The organism is Curtobacterium sp. MCLR17_045, assembly GCF_003234405.1.
Lineage (GTDB): Bacteria > Actinomycetota > Actinomycetes > Actinomycetales > Microbacteriaceae > Curtobacterium > Curtobacterium flaccumfaciens.
This window is the reverse complement of the sequence record NZ_QKTB01000046.1, coordinates 1-17,160: the sequence shown is the minus strand read 5'-3', so window position 1 is coordinate 17,160 and position 17,160 is coordinate 1. Positions and strand designations below refer to the sequence as shown.

Here is a 17,160-nt window from a genome sequence, read left to right as displayed (position 1 = left end):
ACATCTCCGAAGACGCCGCCGGCCTGCTGAACAAGACCTTCGGCACCGACGCCGTCAAGCGCGGCCTCCTCGTCGGCACCGCCACCATCACCGCACAGATCAAGTAACACCTGCCGCAACACCGCACCACGAGCACCATCGCACGACGCGAAGAGTCGCTCCGCCGATCAGGGCGGAGCGGCTCTTCGTCGTTCGCGGTACCGCCCCGGTACCGCTTCTCCCAGTGGCCGAGCCTACGATCGAGCGAATGCCCGCTCCTCGCTCGACCCAGACCGACGACCGACCCGGGCCGGACGACTTCATCCGCGTCCGTGGTGCCCGCGAGAACAACCTGCGCGACGTCGACGTGGACATCCCCCGCGACCGGATCGTCGCGTTCACCGGCGTCTCCGGCTCCGGCAAGTCCTCACTCGCCTTCGGCACGGTCTTCGCCGAGGCCCAGCGCCGGTTCCTCGAGTCCGTCGCCCCGTACGCGCGGCGGCTGATCGCGCAGGGTTCCACCCCACACGTCGACTCGATCACCGGACTACCGCCCGCCGTCGCCCTGCAGCAGCGTCGCGGCGCCCCGAGCTCCCGTTCCACCGTCGGCACCATGACCACGCTGTCGAACTCGATGCGCATGCTCTACTCGCGCGCCGGCACGTACCCGTCCGGCGCCGACCGGCTCGAGTCGGACTCCTTCTCGCCGAACACCGTCGCCGGCGCCTGCCCGCGGTGCCACGGCATCGGGACCGCGCACGAGGTCACCGAGGCATCGGCCGTGCACGATCCGTCGCTGAGCATCCGCGACGGCGCGATCACCGCCTGGCCCGGTGCGTGGCAGGGCAAGAACCTGCGGGACGTCACCGCCGTGCTCGGCTACGACATCGAGCGCCCGTGGCGTGAGCTGTCGCGCGAGGACCGTGACTGGCTGCTCTTCACCGAGGAACAGCCCGTCGTGCAGGTGCAGCCGAAGCGCGACCGCGTGGCCAAGCCATACAAGGGCCGGTTCTGGAGCGCTCGCCAGTTCGTGCTGCACACCCTCGCCGACTCGCAGAGCGAGACCCAGCGCAAGAAGGTGCTGCAGTTCGTCGAGTCCGGCCCGTGCGGGCTCTGCGGCGGCACGGGCCTGACCCGAGCCGCCCTCGCCGTGACGATCGGCGGCCACTCGATCGCCGAGCTGAACGCGCTGCCGCTGACCGGCCTGGCTGACGTCCTGCGCCCGATCGCGGCGATCACCGACGCGGCAGCGGCGACGTCACGGGCATCGTCCGGCGAGCACACCGAGGTCGCCGTGGCGATCTCCCGCGACCTGCTCACCCGCGTCGAGGTCCTGGTCGGCCTGGGTCTCGGTTACCTCGCGCTCGACCGCGCCACCCCGACGCTCTCCCCCGGCGAGAGTCAGCGGCTGCGGATCGCGACGCAGCTGCGCTCCGGCCTGTTCGGCGTCGTCTACGTGCTCGACGAACCGAGCGCCGGGCTGCACCCCGCCGACGCCGAGTCCCTCGTCGACGTCCTCGACGACCTGCGTGCCGGCGGCAACAGCGTCTTCGTCGTCGAGCACGACATGAGCATCGTGCGCCGAGCCGACTGGATCGTCGACGTCGGCCCCCGTGCGGGCACCGGCGGCGGCACCGTCCTGTACAGCGGCCCGGTCGCCGGCCTGGCCGAGGTCGAGGCGTCGGTCACCCGGCGCTTCCTGGAGCCCCGGCAACCGACCGCCGACCGAGCCGTCCGGACCCCGATCGGCACGCTCGAGCTCCGCGACCTCACCCTGCACAACCTGCGGGGGCTCGACGTCGACCTGCCGCTCGGTGTCCTCACCGCGGTCACCGGGGTCAGCGGGTCCGGCAAGTCGTCGCTCGTCGGCGGCGTGCTGCCCGGCGCCGCGACGTCGCACCCGCTCATCGACCGCGTCGTGCAGGTCGACCAGAAGCCGATCGGCCGGACGCCCCGCTCGAACCTCGCCACCTACACCGGCCTGTTCGACGCGGTCCGAGCAGCCTTCGCCCAGACCGACGAGGCCAAGGCCCGCGGTTGGGGCGCCGGGCGGTTCTCGTTCAACGTCGCCGGCGGCCGGTGCGAGGTCTGCCAGGGCGAGGGGTCGGTGTCCGTCGAACTCCTCTTCCTGCCGGGCAGCTGGGCCCCGTGCCCCGAGTGCCACGGCTCCCGCTACACCGCAGAGACGCTCGAGGTCCGGTGGAACGGGGCGTCCATCGCCGACGTCCTCGGCATGACCGTCGACGAAGCGGCGCCGTTCCTGGCGTCCCTGCCCGCAGCCGGGCGAGGACTCGAGACCCTCCGCGAGGTCGGTCTCGGCTACCTGCGACTCGGCCAGCCTGCTCCGGAGCTGTCCGGCGGCGAGGCGCAGCGCATCAAGCTCGCCACGGAACTGCAGCGCGCGCGGACCGGCCACACCCTGTACCTGCTCGACGAGCCCACCACCGGCCTGCACCCGGCCGACGTCGAGCTGCTCACCGCCCAGCTCGCCCGCCTGACCGACGCGGGCAACACGGTCGTCGTGGTCGAGCACGCCATGGACGTCGTCGCGAGCGCCGACCACGTCATCGACATGGGCCCATCGGGCGGCGATGACGGCGGTCGGGTCGTCGCCTCCGGCACGCCAGCCGAGGTCGCCGCCTCGACCACCAGCCGGACCGCCCCGTACCTGCGGGACCAGCTCGGTCGCTGACGCAGAAGTGCCCGCCAGGATCGCTCCTGGCGGGCACTTCGTGGCTGCCGCTGGTTACCGCTGGACCGCTTCCGGAGCGTCGTCGCGGAAGAAGTCGCTGCCACTGTGGGTGTAGCCGACCTCACCCGTCCGACGCCACTGCTTGCGGACGCGCTTGAAGGTGGTGATGCGTGCAGGTTCGACGTTCTCGTCGCTCGTGTAGGCGCTCATGGCTGATCTCCCTGTGTGATTGGCCGTGGTTCCTTGGCCCCCCGAAATGGAGGCTAGCGAGGGGCTCGGAGGCGAGTTCGCGATCCGTCCCGGAACGTCCGTGGAACGCAATTCCGGCCGTGCCGAAGGCCGGAACGCGCCCCTCCGGCACCTGGTGCTCGTCCACGCGGAACGAGGATCCCCGCATGACCGGCTGCGATCATGGTGGCTTCGACCAGATCAGGAGGACGAGCGTGGCCGCTGCGAACCGAGCCGTGATCATCGACACAGGGGGCGACGTCACCGCCGACCTCGGCGATCGCTACGAAGCGGGCGCGCTGGTGGAGTGGGCGAGCGTGACGAAGACCGTGACCGCCGCCGCCGTGCTCGTTCTCCTCGCTGAACGAGACATCCCACGGGACACCCCCGCCCGGGACCTGTTGCCGGACGTCCCCGTCGACGCCACCTACACGGTCGACGACTTGATCCGACACTGCTCGGGCCTGCCCCGTGTGCACCAGGGCATGTCGGCCGGGATCGTCGGCGACCCGTACGCGGACGTGTCCGAGGCGGACGTCACCCGTGCGCTGCGCCAGACCCCGACGACACCGGGTGAGCGGGACTACTCCAACCTCGGCTACGCGGTGCTCGGTCGGCTGCTCGAGCACGTCGCGCAGGAAGCATGGTCCACGGTCGCCGAGCGGACGGTCCTGGCTCCGCTCGGCGTCACGAGCGCCACCCTCGACCCGGCACCCGAACGACGAACCCTGCTCCGGTCGTGGCGGGGGCGCCCCCGTGAACCCTGGACCATCGGATCAGGTCCTTACGCGCCGGCCGGCGGGATCTGGTCGACCATGTCCGACCTCCTGCGGTTCGGCGTGGGGATCGGACGCATCGAGCCGGACTTCCTGGCGTGGGAGCACCGCGACGGGCTGATCTGGCACAGCGGGCAGACACGGGACGCCGGCGTCTGCCTGCTCCGTCACGGCGACGTCACGATCGCGTCGCACGCCCTCGGCGCAGCGCCCGGAGCCGCTGACCGGCTCGCCGTCCGACGCCTCCGTGCCGTGGGAGTCGTCGCGTGAGCGCCGGCACTCGGGCTGGCTGAGGGAGCGCGCTGGCGGACTCAGGAACGCAGGCCGAGCACCAGGTCGTGGACCACGCGCGCTGCGCGTGCCGCGGCGTCGTCCAGGTGCTCGCGGAACTCGGCGCCGTCCGGCGCGCAGAGGTCGCTGATGCACCGGACCGACACGAACGGCATGTCGTGCACGTGGGCGAACTGCGCGATCGCGGCCGACTCCATGTCGACCGCGGCCACCTCGGGGAACGCGACCCGGAGTGCACGGGCACGACCCTCGGTCACGAAGACCTCGCTCGAGCCGATCGTCGCCGACCGCAGCGGCCACGCGATGTCGGCGCCCATAGCGAGCTCGACGAGCCGGGCGTCCGGCGCGTAGCCGGTCGGCATGCCGGGGACCTGGCCCAGGGCGTAGCCGAACGCGGTGGCGTCGGCGTTGAGGTTGACGTACCGGTCGCCGACCACGACGTCACCGATGGCGACACCGTGCATGAGCCCACCGGCGGTCCCGACGCTGATCACCGGGATGCCCGGGCCGAAGTCGTGGAAGCCGTGGGCGACGGCGGCCGTGGCGTTCGTGAAGCCGATGCCGCTGCGGCGCACGACGACCGTGGCGCCGCCGATGTCGAGCAGCTGGTGCGGGTCGTGGCCACCGACGGGGCCGTCGAGGACGGGGACACCGCCGAACAGGTCGGCGAAGGCCGAGACCTCTTCGCTCATGGCCGCGATGATGATCGCGACGGGTTGCTGCTGCACTGATCGATCCTCCCACGCCGGGCGCGCGCGGACGTGCAGGTCGGATCGTCGACGGTGCTAGCGGCGGGGGTCCTGGCGGGCCAGCTCGTCGGCGACGAAGGCGGCGAGCGCGTCGGCGCCGAAGTGGTCGTCGGCGGTGATGGTGACGACGGTGCCGGAGTCGTTGCTCGCCTCGGTCTCGTCGAACAGCAGCATCTGACCGTACGCACCGTGCAGCCGCCAGAGTCGGCCGGGACCACCCCACCCGGCCATCGCGTACCGCTCGTAGCCGGGGCCGGTGCCCTCGCGCTCCACCCAGTCGGTGTGCATCGCGTCGCACCACCGCGCGCTGACGATCCGCTGTCCGTCGACGACCCCGCGGTCGCGGATCAGGCGTCCGATGCGGGCGAGCTCCTCGGTTCGGAGCGACAGTCCCTCGCCGCCGGCGACGAACCCGTTCGGGCAGCGTTGCCACTCGACGTCCTGGATGCCGAGCGGCGCGAACAGGCGCTCGGTGACGAACGCGCCGACGTCGCCGACCCGGGTCTCGAGCACGCGCATCGCGGTGTAGGTGCTGGCGTTCGCGTACTGGAACACCCGGCCGCGGGACGGTCGCCGCAGGAACTCGGCCGCCAGGTCCGGCCAGTCCGTCAGTTCGGTCGCCGACCAGGGCATGTCGATCCCGCTGGTCATGGTGAGCAGGTGGCGGAGGGTGACCCGGTCGACGCCGCCGCCGAGCGCGAGCCCGGTCTCCGTACCGAGGCCGGTGCCGACCAGGGACGTCGCGATCGGTTCGTCGACGTCGACCAGGCCGTCGTCGGCCGCGATGCCGGTGGCCAGGACACAGACGCCCTTCGCGGCGGAGTGGATCTCGCGCCGGACGTCGGGGGTCCAGTGGTGCTCGGCGACGTCGTCCGCGGTGCTCTCGGCGCCCGGAGCCGCAGTCCGCGTGCGCACGTGGATGCCGTGTGCGGCGAACCCGGTGGTGTCGATGTGCCGGACGACGGCGTCGAGGATGGTCGCGGCGGTGTGCACAACCCCATCCTCTCGTGGCCGCGCGGCTGCGGGCACGGGCAGGGGCCGCCGCGTACCGTCCGGCTCGTGTCCGACGAACAGCCCCGCCGCCCCGATCCCACCCGCGTCGGCGACCAGCCCGCACTCCGGACGGCGTCGGGCTCGAACTGGCTGGTGTGGGGAGCCGTCACGGCCGTGATCGTCGCCGCGGTGATGGTGCTCATGGCGATCCGTGCGCCGGCGATCGGCTGGCCGGCGCTCGTGCTCGTCGTCGTGTTGTTCGTGACGATGGTCGTGGTGCGGGCCGCCGTCCGGCCGCAGCGCACCCGACTCGTCACCCTGGCCCTGCTCGACCTCGGCATCGTGGTCGTCGGACTGGTGGCGACCCTGGCGGTCCTGTACTCGACGCCGGTCGGCTGATGCCGCGATGGCATGTTGATAACGGTTCTCACTAAGATGGTGTGCAGCGACCACACCACGGTGGCCGTTCCATCGACGCAGCCGCAGCTGCTGGGAAGACCGACCCCATGCCAGCACCACACCCCACCGAGACCCTCGACGCCCTCGTGGTCGGAGCCGGACCGGCCGGCGTCGGCACCGGCCTGGCACTCCACGCCGTCGACGGCCTGCTGTTCGGCGTCGTCGAACGCGGCGTCGTCGGAGACACGTTCCGTCGGTGGCCGGAGCACCAGCGGTTCCTGACGCCGTCCTTCACCGGCAACGGGTTCGGGGCCACCGACCTCAACGCGATCCACCCACGCACCTCACCCGCCTACAGCCTGGGGACCGACTACCCCTCCGGGCCCGAGTACGCCCGGTACCTGCGTGGCGTCGTCGCGGCCTTCCACCTGCCGACCCTGCTCGACACCGAGGTCGAGCGCATCGAGGCGGACGACGACGGCTTCCGCGTGACCACGAGCCGCGGCCCCGTCATCACCCGCAACGTGGTCTGGGCCGGCGGCGAGTTCTCCGACCCGATCCTGCCCCGCTGCGCCGGCACCTCGCTCGGGGTGCACGCCTCCGCCGAGGCAGCCTGGGTGGCACGGCTCGGCCACGTCGTGGTCGTGGGTGGCTTCGAGTCCGGCATCGACCTTGCGTGCCACCACGTCGAACAGGGGGCGACGGTGACGGCCGTCGACCCGTCCCACCCCTGGGACGCCGGCAGCGGGTCGGACCCGTCGTTCCGCCTCGCCCCGCGGACCCGTCAACGACTCGCGGCCGCACGGGCCAGTGGACGCCTCACCCTGGTCGACGACGGCCAGGTCACCGGCATCAAACGGTCCGGAGAGGGGTTCACCGTCGGCGTCGCCGGACGGACCGCCCTGGTGGCGGACGCGCCACCGATCCTCGCCACCGGGTACGGCCCGGGGCTCGGGCCGGCAGCGAGCCTGTTCGACACCCGCGCGGACGGCTGGCCGCTGCTCACCGAGGACGACGAGTCGACCACCACGCCCGGACTCTTCCTGGCCGGCACCGCGCTCCGGCACGGCGCACTGCAGTTCTGCTTCGTCTACAAGTTCCGGCAGCGGTTCGCCCACGTCGCCCGCGTCATCGGCGAACGAGCAGGGCGCGACTGCGGTGCCCTGCAGGAGTGGGACGACGCCGGGATGCTCACCGACGACCTGAGCTGCTGTGGTGTCGAATGCGCGTGCTGATGCCGGCACAGCGGGCCGCCCGCCCCGCCGGTGCACGACTCTGGGCCACCCCCGCGATCGTCGGCGGCGCCATCCTGCTCGGTTCGGTGATCGGCGGCGCCTCACCCTCGGCCGGCGACGCGATGGGCTCGGTGGTGGACGCGTTGGTGATCACCCTGGTCGTCGCCCTGTTCGTCGACGTCCCCCTGCACCGCCTGCCACGGACGCCCGGCGTCTGGAAGGTCATCGGCATCGCCTGGAGCATGAACTTCCTGCTCGCCCCGCTCGTCGCGTTCCTGCTCACCCGCGTGGCCCTGCCCGGACACCCGGCAGTGCAGCTCGGCGTGATGCTGTACTTCCTGGCGCCCTGCACCGACTGGTTCCTGGCGTTCACCCGCCTGAGCGACGGGGACACCGCCGTGGGGGCGACCCTGCTGCCGATCAACATGGTCACCCAGCTGCTGCTGTTCCCGGTGTGGATCACGGTCCTGGGCGGCAACGCCGGCATCGATGCCGTGGGCACCATCGGCACCCTGCTGCAGTGGTTCGTCCTGCCCGCCGCGATCGCCGTGGTGATCCGCCTCGGGATCTCGCTCCTGCCGGACGGCGCTCGGGCCCGCGCCGCCGCCCTGCCCGGCCGCGCGGTCCCCTGGATCGTGGGCGCGATGGTCGCCGGGCTCTTCGCCTCGCACATCGGGCTGCTGCTGGCGAACCTGCCGGTGTTCGTCGCCGTACTGGGGTGCGCGGTGGTCTTCTTCGCCGTGATGTTCATCGCAGCCGAGTGGGCGTCACGCCTCGCCGCCCTGTCGTACCCGCGGTCGGCGCTGCTCGCGATGACGACGGCGGCCCGCAACGCACCCCTGATGATCGGGCTGACGAGCGCCGCACTCCCCCACCAGCCGCTGGTCACCACGGCGATCGTCGTCGGCATGCTCGTCGAGTTCCCGCACCTGCTCGCGGTCCGCCACCTGCTGCTGCGTCGGCGACGTGGTCAGCACGCCGGGCGACGCCTGCGCGGCACCGCCGCATGGGGGCACCCGTGACGCACCGGGTCCGACTCGTCGTCGTCCCGACCGAGCGACGGGTGATCGAGACCGAGCACGACGACCGGCGGACGGCGCTCCTGCTCGCGCTGGGTCAGGTGCCGCTCGGGTACACGGTCACCGACGTCGACGTGCTGCCGGAGCACGGGGACACCGAGTCCGACCCCGCGGAGCCGGGCCGACGCTGAGCCGGCCGTCAGCGGCGGACGAGCACCCCGGCGACGAGTCGGAGCAGCAGGGCGACCACGCCGACCACGGCGATGCTGACCGACACGACCGTCGCCATCAGCAGTCGAAGGCCGTCCGGCACGGCCGTCTCGTCGGACGTGGGGAGGAACGCCGTCGCGACGAACACGCAGCCCGCGGCGATCAGGAACAACACCCCGATGATCGTCAGGGCCCGCAGCGCGGCCGGCGCCGGTTCGTGGTCACCCGGTCGAGCCGGACGAGCCCTGGCCCCCTCGGTCTCCCAGTCCGCCAGTTCCGTCATGGTGGTCCCCCTTCGTCGGGACGATCGTAGGGCCCGGACCGGCCCCGACGGCGCTGGTGCGGCCCGAGACGGTCACGATGCCGGACGGGAGGCCCGTGACGGGCCCGCACCGCGCCTCCAGTCCGGTGCCGGTCGCGACGAGTGCACGTGGCCGGCTACGCGCTGTCGGCCACCGTCGGCTGCGCCTGCCGCAGCCCGGTGACCAGGAGGGTCACGATCGTCCGGACGTCGTAGTCGGGGTCCTGAGGACTCCACGCCACCAGGTCGCCGACGGCCCGGAGCAGCTGGTACGGCGGGGTCGGCGCGGCCACCTCGCCGGACGCCCGCGCGGCGTCGAGCAATCGGCCGAGCACGGGCACGAGCTCGTCGACGAACAGGGTGTGCAGCGCCGTGAAGCCGTCGGCGTCGCCCTCCCAGACGCGCGCCAGACCGTGCTTGGTGCCGAGGAAGTCGACGAACTGGTGCACCCAGCGCAGTAGGGCGGCGAACGGTGTCGGCTCCGAGTCGAGCAGCGCCGGCCCCGCGTCGACCAGGGCCTCGATCTGGTGCCGGTAGACGGCGACGACCAGGTCCGAACGGGTCGGGAAGTGCCGGTAGAGCGTGCCGACCCCGACCCCCGCGGCGGTGGCGACCTCGCGCACCGGTGCGCCGACGCCCGAGGCGGCGAAGACCGCGGCAGCGGCGTCGAGGATCGTGCGCTCGTTGCGCTCGACGTCGCGACGGCGACGCGGCGCGGGGTCGGGCGACGGGGTGCTCATGCCTCGATCATCGCACGACACCGACGCGATGCGGAACAGTGCTCCGCTTCCTCTTGCAATCCGGATCGTTGTTCCGTATCGTTCCGGAACGTCGCTCCGTTTCGGACGACGATCGCTCCGACACGGGCGACACGGCATCCCGGAAAGGCCCCGCATGGCACCCACAGCACCCCGACCACAGGTCATCAGCGTGCGCCCCGTCACACTCCCCGCACCCTCGCGCGGTCAGGACCTCGAGGTCCGGATCACCGCACCGACGACCGGAACGGACCTGCCCGTCATCGTCTTCGCCCACGGCTTCGGCCAGTCCATGACCGGCGGCGACCCCCTGGTCGACCACTGGACCGCGAACAGCTTCGTCGTCGTCCAACCGACGTTCCTCGACGCGACGGCCTACGGACTGACGCTCGACGACCCGCGCTACCCGACCATCTGGCAGACGCGGGTCGACGACCTCGAGCGGGTACTCGACGACCTCGACCAGATCATCGATGCGGTCCCCGGTCTGAGCGGGCGCGTCGACACCGCGCGCATCGCCGCGGTCGGACACTCGTGGGGCGGACAGTCCGTGGGCATGTTGCTCGGGGCCCGCGTCCTGGACGCCGACGGGCGGCCGGGCGAGGACCGCACCGACCACCGCGTGCGCGCCGGGGTCCTGCTGTCCACCACCGGGATCGCGCGCGGCGACCTCGTGCCGTTCGCGCAGGAGCACTTCGCGTTCATGAGCCCCGACTTCAGCCAGCTGCACACCCCGTCACTCGTCGTCGCCGGCGACCACGACCAGTCGCAGCTCTCGACGCGAGGTCCGGACTGGTTCACCGACGTCTACCACCTGAGCCCCGGCGCACGGCACCTGGTGACCGTCCACGGCGGCGAGCACCTGCTCGGCGGGATCCAGGACTACGAGTCGACCGCCACCACCGACGAGAGCCCCGAGCGTGTGGACCTCGTCCGCCACACCACGACGGCGTTCCTCCGGACCGAGCTCGGCCTCGACCCCGACGCGTGGTCGGCGATCGCCGACGCCGTCGGCACTGCTGCCGCCGTCGGCCCTGCTGCCGCCGTCGGCCACATCGAATCGAAGGAATACCACTCGTGATCACCCACCAGCACCCCCTGCCCACTCCGTTCACCGCCGCGTCCACAGCCGCCGACGTCCTGGACGGCGTCGACCTGACCGGCCGGAACGTCGTCGTGACCGGCGGACACAGCCGCCTCGGCCGTGAGACCAGCCGCGCCCTCGCGGCGGCCGGCGCCGACGTCACCGTCGCCTCCCGTGACGTCGACCGGGCATCCGCAGCCGTCGCCGACATCCCGGGCATCCGCGTCGAGGCCCTCGACCTCACCGACCCGTCGTCGGTCGATGCCTTCGCCGCGCGCTGGTCGGCCTCCGGCCGCCCGCTGCACATGCTCGTGAACAGCGCCGCGATGCTCTTCACCCCCGACCGCCGACTCGACGGCCGCGGCAACGAACTGGCGTTCTCGACGACGCACCTCGGGCACTTCCAGCTCACGCGGGCGCTCCTCCCGACCCTCCTGGAGGCCCGTGGTGCGCGGGTCCTGACCGTCACCTCCGGTGCGGCGCGGTTCGGGCAGATCCGGTGGGACGACCTGACGTTCGCCCACGGGTACGACCCGGTCACCGCGTACGGCCAGTCGAAGCGGGCGAACGTCCTGTTCACGGTGGAGCTCGACCGGCGGTACGCCGACCAGGGCATCCGCGCCTTCGCCGCACACCCGGGCGTCATCGTCGGACCCGGACCGCACGCCCCGACGGTGCTCGCGTCGTACCGCGAGCAGGGACTGGTCGACGACCACGGGGTGACCGTCATCGACCCCGAGGTCGGCAAGAAGACCGTCGAGCAGGGCGCCGCGACGCTCGTGTTCGGTGCCGCGAGCCCGCTGCTCGACGGCGTCGGCGGGGTCTACCTGAAGGACAGCGACGTCGCCGTGATCGACGACGGGGTCCTGCCCCTCACCGCCGACCGCATCCCGTCGGACGCGAACTCGGCAATGCTCGACGCCGACGATGCCCGGCGCCTGTGGGAGGTCAGCGAGGGACTCCTGGCCTGATCACCGTCGGCCGGGGGCCTCGTCTGCCCACTGTTCTCGTCGTCCTCGCTACTGTGTGACGGTGCTGACCGTGCGGATCGAGAGCCCCCGACAGGACGACGTCCTGCACCTGCTGCAGCAGGGCGACGACTACGGACTGAGCCTCTACGCGGCCGAGAACTACCACGCGCTGGACGTCGACGACCTGGACCAGCCCGACGTCACGTTCCTGGTGGCGCGCGAGGACGGCACCGCCCTCGGCACGGTGGCGCTCGTCGACGCCGGCGACGGCACCGGCGAGGTGAAGCGCATGTTCGTGAGCGACGCCGCGCGTGGGCTCGGCGTGGGGACGCGGCTGCTCGACGCCCTGCACGACCGGGCCCGCGCGGTCGGCATCGGGACCGTCCGGCTCGAGACCGGCCTGCCGCAGGCCGCGGCCATCGCGCTGTACCGGAAGGCCGGGTACGCGGACATCCCGCGGTTCGGCCCGTACGTCGACGACCCGACGAGCGTGTGCATGGAGCAGCAGCTCGTCTGACCGGCGCTCGGTCCCGACGTAGGATCGCGTGTGAGCTCCGAGCACCCCGAACCCAGCGGCATCGACCCCGACGACCTGACCGTCGCGCTCCGGGTGCTCGAGCAGCTGCCGTCGATCGACGAGACGCACCCGGACTTCATCCGGGTCCGCCAGGCCACCGCGAAGATGTTCAAGGCCGTCAAGCGCGCGCACCGTCTCGAGAAGCGCGGCGTCATCGCCGAGGCCGACCGCCGGGTGATCGCCGCCACCGCCACCGGGGCCGCCGACCGGATCGACGACGAGACCCGAGGCGTCCTGATCAGCGCTTCGACCGCCTCGACCACCGCGGGCACGCTGCTGAAGTCACGGCCCTGCTACATGTGCAAGCAGCACTACACGGTCGTCGATGCGTTCTACCACCAGCTCTGCCCGGCGTGCGCTCGCATGAGCCACGCGAAGCGCGACGCCCGGACGGACCTGACCGGCAAGCGGGCGCTGCTCACCGGCGGCCGCGCGAAGATCGGCATGTACATCGCCCTCCGGCTGCTGCGCGACGGGGCCCACACCACCATCACCACGCGGTTCCCCCGCGACGCGGTGCGCCGGTTCGCGAGCCTGCCCGACTCCGCCGACTGGATGGACCGCCTGAAGGTCGTCGGCATCGACCTGCGTGACCCCGCCCAGGTGATCGGGCTCGCCGAGGACGTCGCCGCGTCCGGCCCCCTCGACATCCTGATCAACAACGCCACGCAGACCGTGCGCAGGTCGACCGGGGCCTACCAGCCGCTGGTCGACGCGGAACTCGCGCCGCTGCCCGACGGACCGCTGCCCGAACTCGTGACCTTCGGGCACACCAACGACCAGCACCCGCTGGCGCTCGCCCGCTCGGTGGCCGCGCACCCGATCCTCGCGGCCGCTGCAGCCCGAGCCGACGAGCTGACCGAACAGGCGATGGCGCCGGGGTCGAGCTCACTCGAACGACTCGCCCTGGGCACCGCCATCGACGCCGGTGGCCTGGTCCCTGACCTGCACGACGAGAACTCGTGGACCCAGCAGGTCGACGAGGTCGACCCGCTCGAGATGCTCGAGGTCCAGCTGGCCAACACCACGGCGCCGTTCATCCTCATCTCGAAGCTCCGCCCCGCCATGGCCGCGAGCACCGGACGCCGCACCTACGTGGTGAACGTCAGCGCCATGGAAGGGGTCTTCGGCCGTGCCTACAAGGGGCCGGGACACCCGCACACGAACATGGCGAAGGCTGCCGTGAACATGCTCACCCGCACGAGCGCGCAGGAGATGTTCGAGACCGACAACATCCTGATGACGAGCGTCGACACCGGGTGGATCACCGACGAACGGCCGCACCCCACGAAGGTCCGGCTCGCCGAAGAGGGCTTCCACGCGCCGCTCGATCTGGTCGACGGGGCAGCCCGCGTCTACGACCCCATCGTCCGCGGCGAAGCGGGCGAGGACGTGTTCGGTGTCTTCCTGAAGGACTACGCGCCGAGTTCGTGGTGACCGGCCGTCTCCTCAGCCCTGGAGCCGCCGCCCCGCGGCCCTCGATGCGCCACTGACGAACCGCTCGAAGAGTGCACGGGCCGACAGGTCTGCGCCGATGTCGAGGTGCGTCGGGACGATTCCCCGTTCGTCGGACACCATGAGCTCGGCGTCGCCCGAATCCCAGACGAGCAAGTCGTAGGCGATCAGATCGGACTCCACCAACAGGTGGGTGCTCCGGTTGTCCCGGTCCTCGGGCGAGCGCCGCAACTCGGTGTTCACGGCGTCGGCCTCGAGCTGCGCCATCAGCAGCGAGCCCCAGCGGTGGAAGTCATCCGAGATGGTCACTGCGCACACCCGCTTTCGCTCCCGCCGCGACGGACGACCCGCCCGCTCCGCCTCCAGGATTCGAACCCGGACCTAACGGCACCAAAGGCCGTCGTGCTGCCATTACACCAAGGCGGAACGCACCAAGGGGTGCTCCTCCATCCTCCCACGACCGACGAGGCTGGCTGTCCGCTCCGGGTTCGGCCAAGATGGAGGGATGCCGCATGAGGACGAGGTCGATCGCATCGTCGCGGCGTGGGGTCGTGAGCGTGCCGACCTGGACTTCGGCCCGCTCGAGGTGCTGTCCCGCGTGGACCGGCTCGCCCGGCACCTGGACCGCGCCCGGCGGACGGCCTTCGACGCGAGCGACATGGAACCGTGGGAGTTCGACGTCCTGTCGGCCCTGCGGCGGGCGGGTGAGCCCTACGAGCTGAGCCCGAAGACCCTGCTGCAGCAGACCCTGGTGTCGAGCGGCACGATGACGAACCGGGTGGACCGCCTGGCGGCCCGCGGCTTCGTGGGACGACGGACCGACCCGAAGGACGGCCGCGGCATCCTCGTCTCGCTGACGGGCAAGGGCCGGGTGGCGGTGGACGCGGCGATCGCGGACCTGCTGGCCGCCGAGCGCGACATCCTGTCCGGGGTCTCCGCCGACGAGCAGGGCCAGTTGGCCGGGCTGCTCCGCCGACTCATCCTGGGTCTCGGGGACTGACCGAAAGCGTGACACGGGCCGAGCGGCCCCGGCGTAGCGTGCGCCGCATGCACGCCATCACCCTCGCCGTCGCCGACGTCGCTCGATCGGCCGAGTTCTACCGCGCCCTGCTCGGCGTCGAGGGCAGCGGCGTCATCGGCACCGAGTACCCCGCCACCGAGACGCAGGCCGGCGGCACCACGGCGATGTTCACCCTCGACGACGGCCTGATCGTCAGCGTCTACGGCCGGGACGACATGGCGAAGGACTCCGGCGTGCAGCTGGCCACGGCACCGAGCAGCACGATCGGGCACTTCACGGGCAGCCAGGCAGAGGCCGAGGCGTTCCTCGAGCGAGCACAGGCAGCGGGCGCCACGATGCCCGAACCGCCGTACACGCGCCCGTGGGGCATGTGGTCCGGCTTCTTCCAGGACCCGGACGGCCACCTGTGGGAGGTCGTGGCGAACCCCGGCGGTGGGGCGCCCGAGGACGCCACACCGACGGACAGCGGCCAGGACGCGGTCGACCCGGCGTCCGTCGAGTAGACCGCCTCAGACCCCGAGCAGCTCCGCGACCTCGAGCCAGCGCTCCTCGAGCTGCTCGACCTCGGCCTCGAGCGCAGCGAGCTTCGACTGCAGTTCGCCGAGCCCGGCGTAGTCGGACTGGTCGTGCGTCGCGAACTGGTCGAGCAGCTTCTTGCGGTCCGCGCCGACCTTCGCGATCTTCCGGTCGAGCGCCGACATCTCCTTCTCGGCCGTCCGCCGGTCCGCTCCCGACAGGGCGGACGCACCAGCGGCCGTGGACCCGGCCACGGCACCGGCCGAACCGGTCCCGCCGACGGTGTCGGGCCTCCCGGCAGACGCGGCGGCAGCCGCAGAGGCGGTCCCGCCACCGGTGCCGGCCTCGCGCAGACGCATGTACTCGTCGACGCCGCCGGGCAGGTGGCGCAGGTGCCCGCCGAGCACGGCGTACTGCTGGTCGGTGACGCGCTCGAGCAGGTACCGGTCGTGGCTGACGACCAGCAGGGTGCCGGGCCAGGTGTCGAGCAGGTCCTCCATGGCGGCGAGCATGTCGGTGTCGAGGTCGTTGGTGGGCTCGTCGAGGATGAGCACGTTCGGCTCGTCGAGCAGGATGAGCATGAGCTGCAGGCGCCGCTTCTGCCCACCGGACAGGTCCTTGACGGGCGTGGAGAGCTGCTCCGAGGTGAAGCCGAGCCGCTCGAGCAGCTGCGACGGCGTCATCTCCTTGCCGTCGGCGACGTAGCTCGTCTTCTTGCGGGCCACGACCTCGCGAACGCGGTCGTCGGCGAACTGCTGCAGGTCGGCGAGCTGCTGGTCGAGGACCGCGACCTGCACCGTCTTGCCGGTCTTCACCCGCCCGCTGGTCGGCTGCAGCCGACCCGAGACCAGGTTGAGCAGCGTGGACTTGCCGGCGCCGTTCGGGCCGAGGATGCCGGTCCGCTCCCCCGGTGCGATGCGCCACTCGATGCGGTCGAGGATCTGCGTGCCGTCGAACGAGACGCTCACGTCGAGCAGGTCGACGACGTCCTTGCCGAGGCGCGCGGTCGCCGTCCGGGACAGCGCGACGGTGTCGCGGATCGGCGGGACATCGTCGATCAGGGCATTCGCCGCGTCGATGCGGAACTTCGGCTTGCTCGTGCGGGCCGGGGCGCCGCGGCGGAGCCACGCGAGCTCCTTGCGGGCCAGGTTCTGCCGGCGCTGCTCGATCGTGGCAGCCTGCCGGTCACGCTCGACGCGCTGCAGGATGTACGCGGCGTAGCCACCTTCGAAGGGGTCGACGACGCCGTCGTGGACCTCCCACGTGTCGGTCGACACGGCGTCGAGGAACCACCGGTCGTGCGTCACGACGACCATGCCGCCCTGGTTCGACGACCAGCGGCGGTTGATGTGCCCGGCGAGCCACTCAATGCCCTCGACGTCCAGGTGGTTGGTCGGCTCGTCCAGGAACAGGACGTCCCAGTCGCCGACCAGCAGCCGCGCGAGGGCCACACGACGACGCTGCCCACCGGACAGCTCGTCGACGCTGACGTCCCACGGGATGTCGGAGACCAAGCCGCCGATGATGTCGCGGATCTTCGGGTCACCGGCCCACTCGTGCTCCTCGAGGTCGCCGACGACGGTGCTGCCGACGGTCGCGCCCTCGGGCAGGATGTCGCGCTGGTCCAGGTAGCCGATGGTCAGCCCACGGCGGTGCGTGACGCGGCCGCCGTCCGGCTCGAGGCGCTGGGACAGCAGTGCGAGGAGGGTCGACTTGCCGTCGCCGTTCCGGCCGACGACGCCGATCCGGTCACCCTCGTCGATGCCGAGGGTGACGTTGTCGAAGACGACCTTGGTGGGGAACTCGAGATGCAGGTTCTCGGCGCCGAGGAGATGTGCCACGCGTCAAGGGTAGGTGGCGCGGAAGCTCGTCGTGCGCCGGTGCTCGCGCCGCTACAGCAACGCGA

The 17,160-nt window shown here is 71.9% G+C and carries 19 protein-coding genes and 1 tRNA gene; 12 read left to right on the top strand and 8 right to left on the bottom strand.

Features of this window, described 5'->3' with window-relative positions; translation table 11 throughout:
- The first annotated feature begins 247 nt into the window (after positions 1 to 247).
- Positions 248 to 2,671: an excinuclease ABC subunit UvrA gene (locus tag DEJ05_RS17395; protein WP_111111247.1), complete on the top strand. Its 2,424-nt coding sequence runs from the start codon at positions 248 to 250 to the stop codon at positions 2,669 to 2,671.
- Between the two features lie 54 nt (positions 2,672 to 2,725).
- Here the strand turns inward: DEJ05_RS17395 and DEJ05_RS18235 are convergent, their stop codons facing one another.
- Complete coding sequence (locus DEJ05_RS18235) at positions 2,726 to 2,881, bottom strand: hypothetical protein (protein WP_155896774.1); 156 nt, start codon at positions 2,879 to 2,881, stop codon at positions 2,726 to 2,728.
- A gap of 185 nt (positions 2,882 to 3,066) precedes the next feature.
- On the opposite strand from DEJ05_RS18235, the gene DEJ05_RS17390 reads away from it, so the two are divergent.
- Complete coding sequence (locus DEJ05_RS17390; protein WP_111111245.1) at positions 3,067 to 3,945, top strand: serine hydrolase; 879 nt, start codon at positions 3,067 to 3,069, stop codon at positions 3,943 to 3,945.
- 41 nt (positions 3,946 to 3,986) lie between these two features.
- Here DEJ05_RS17390 and mtnN read toward each other — a convergent pair whose 3' ends face one another.
- Together mtnN and DEJ05_RS17380 are read right to left on the bottom strand one after the other, a co-directional pair.
- Positions 3,987 to 4,694: a 5'-methylthioadenosine/S-adenosylhomocysteine nucleosidase gene (gene mtnN / locus DEJ05_RS17385; RefSeq protein WP_110864380.1), complete on the bottom strand. Its 708-nt coding sequence runs from the start codon at positions 4,692 to 4,694 to the stop codon at positions 3,987 to 3,989.
- Between the two features lie 57 nt (positions 4,695 to 4,751).
- Positions 4,752 to 5,708, bottom strand: coding sequence for a serine hydrolase (locus DEJ05_RS17380; protein WP_111111243.1), 957 nt, complete (start codon positions 5,706 to 5,708; stop codon positions 4,752 to 4,754).
- A gap of 66 nt (positions 5,709 to 5,774) precedes the next feature.
- On the opposite strand from DEJ05_RS17380, the gene DEJ05_RS17375 reads away from it, so the two are divergent.
- From DEJ05_RS17375 to DEJ05_RS17360, 4 genes are all read left to right on the top strand, one after another.
- A complete protein-coding gene (locus DEJ05_RS17375) occupies positions 5,775 to 6,107 on the top strand; it encodes a hypothetical protein (protein ID WP_111025009.1) in 333 nt (110 codons plus the stop codon).
- Between the two features lie 107 nt (positions 6,108 to 6,214).
- Positions 6,215 to 7,342, top strand: a complete 1,128-nt coding sequence (locus tag DEJ05_RS17370) for an NAD(P)/FAD-dependent oxidoreductase (RefSeq protein ID WP_181440759.1) — start codon at positions 6,215 to 6,217, stop codon at positions 7,340 to 7,342.
- Complete coding sequence (locus tag DEJ05_RS17365) at positions 7,342 to 8,364, top strand: arsenic resistance protein (RefSeq protein ID WP_181440758.1); 1,023 nt, start codon at positions 7,342 to 7,344, stop codon at positions 8,362 to 8,364. Before DEJ05_RS17370 ends, DEJ05_RS17365 begins: the two co-directional genes overlap by 1 nt.
- Entirely contained in the window at positions 8,361 to 8,552 is a 192-nt protein-coding gene (locus tag DEJ05_RS17360) for a hypothetical protein (protein ID WP_146243421.1), read from the top strand. Before DEJ05_RS17365 ends, DEJ05_RS17360 begins: the two co-directional genes overlap by 4 nt.
- 8 nt (positions 8,553 to 8,560) lie before the next feature.
- Here DEJ05_RS17360 and DEJ05_RS17355 read toward each other — a convergent pair whose 3' ends face one another.
- Positions 8,561 to 8,854 carry a hypothetical protein gene (locus DEJ05_RS17355; protein ID WP_111030792.1) on the bottom strand — a complete coding sequence of 98 codons (294 nt, stop codon included), beginning with the start codon at positions 8,852 to 8,854 and terminating at the stop codon, positions 8,561 to 8,563.
- A gap of 155 nt (positions 8,855 to 9,009) precedes the next feature.
- Positions 9,010 to 9,612 (bottom strand): TetR/AcrR family transcriptional regulator, encoded by a 603-nt coding sequence (locus tag DEJ05_RS17350; RefSeq protein WP_111030793.1) that lies wholly within the window; start codon positions 9,610 to 9,612, stop codon positions 9,010 to 9,012.
- 154 nt (positions 9,613 to 9,766) lie between these two features.
- On the opposite strand from DEJ05_RS17350, the gene DEJ05_RS17345 reads away from it, so the two are divergent.
- The 4 genes from DEJ05_RS17345 (at position 9,767) to DEJ05_RS17330 (ending at position 13,699) form a co-directional block, all read left to right on the top strand.
- Complete coding sequence (locus DEJ05_RS17345) at positions 9,767 to 10,711, top strand: chlorophyllase (RefSeq protein ID WP_111111239.1); 945 nt, start codon at positions 9,767 to 9,769, stop codon at positions 10,709 to 10,711.
- Positions 10,708 to 11,685: an SDR family NAD(P)-dependent oxidoreductase gene (locus tag DEJ05_RS17340; protein ID WP_111111237.1), complete on the top strand. Its 978-nt coding sequence runs from the start codon at positions 10,708 to 10,710 to the stop codon at positions 11,683 to 11,685. Before DEJ05_RS17345 ends, DEJ05_RS17340 begins: the two co-directional genes overlap by 4 nt.
- Positions 11,686 to 11,746: 61 nt before the next feature.
- On the top strand, positions 11,747 to 12,202 hold the full coding sequence (locus tag DEJ05_RS17335) for a GNAT family N-acetyltransferase (protein ID WP_258373901.1): 456 nt from the start codon (positions 11,747 to 11,749) through the stop codon (positions 12,200 to 12,202).
- Between the two features lie 30 nt (positions 12,203 to 12,232).
- Positions 12,233 to 13,699, top strand: a complete 1,467-nt coding sequence (locus DEJ05_RS17330) for an SDR family oxidoreductase (protein WP_111030798.1) — start codon at positions 12,233 to 12,235, stop codon at positions 13,697 to 13,699.
- A gap of 12 nt (positions 13,700 to 13,711) precedes the next feature.
- On the opposite strand, the gene DEJ05_RS17325 is transcribed toward DEJ05_RS17330, so the two are convergent.
- Positions 13,712 to 14,026, bottom strand: coding sequence for a hypothetical protein (locus DEJ05_RS17325; RefSeq protein WP_111030800.1), 315 nt, complete (start codon positions 14,024 to 14,026; stop codon positions 13,712 to 13,714).
- Between the two features lie 45 nt (positions 14,027 to 14,071).
- Positions 14,072 to 14,143, bottom strand: a tRNA-Gln gene (locus DEJ05_RS17320).
- Between the two features lie 79 nt (positions 14,144 to 14,222).
- On the opposite strand from DEJ05_RS17320, the gene DEJ05_RS17315 reads away from it, so the two are divergent.
- Complete coding sequence (locus tag DEJ05_RS17315; RefSeq protein ID WP_027465090.1) at positions 14,223 to 14,717, top strand: MarR family winged helix-turn-helix transcriptional regulator; 495 nt, start codon at positions 14,223 to 14,225, stop codon at positions 14,715 to 14,717.
- A 47-nt stretch (positions 14,718 to 14,764) separates the two neighbouring features.
- Entirely contained in the window at positions 14,765 to 15,241 is a 477-nt protein-coding gene (locus tag DEJ05_RS17310) for a VOC family protein (protein ID WP_146245136.1), read from the top strand.
- A 6-nt stretch (positions 15,242 to 15,247) separates the two neighbouring features.
- On the opposite strand, the gene DEJ05_RS17305 is transcribed toward DEJ05_RS17310, so the two are convergent.
- Positions 15,248 to 17,095, bottom strand: coding sequence for an ABC-F family ATP-binding cassette domain-containing protein (locus tag DEJ05_RS17305; protein WP_111111235.1), 1,848 nt, complete (start codon positions 17,093 to 17,095; stop codon positions 15,248 to 15,250).
- Between the last annotated feature and the right edge of the window lie 65 nt (positions 17,096 to 17,160).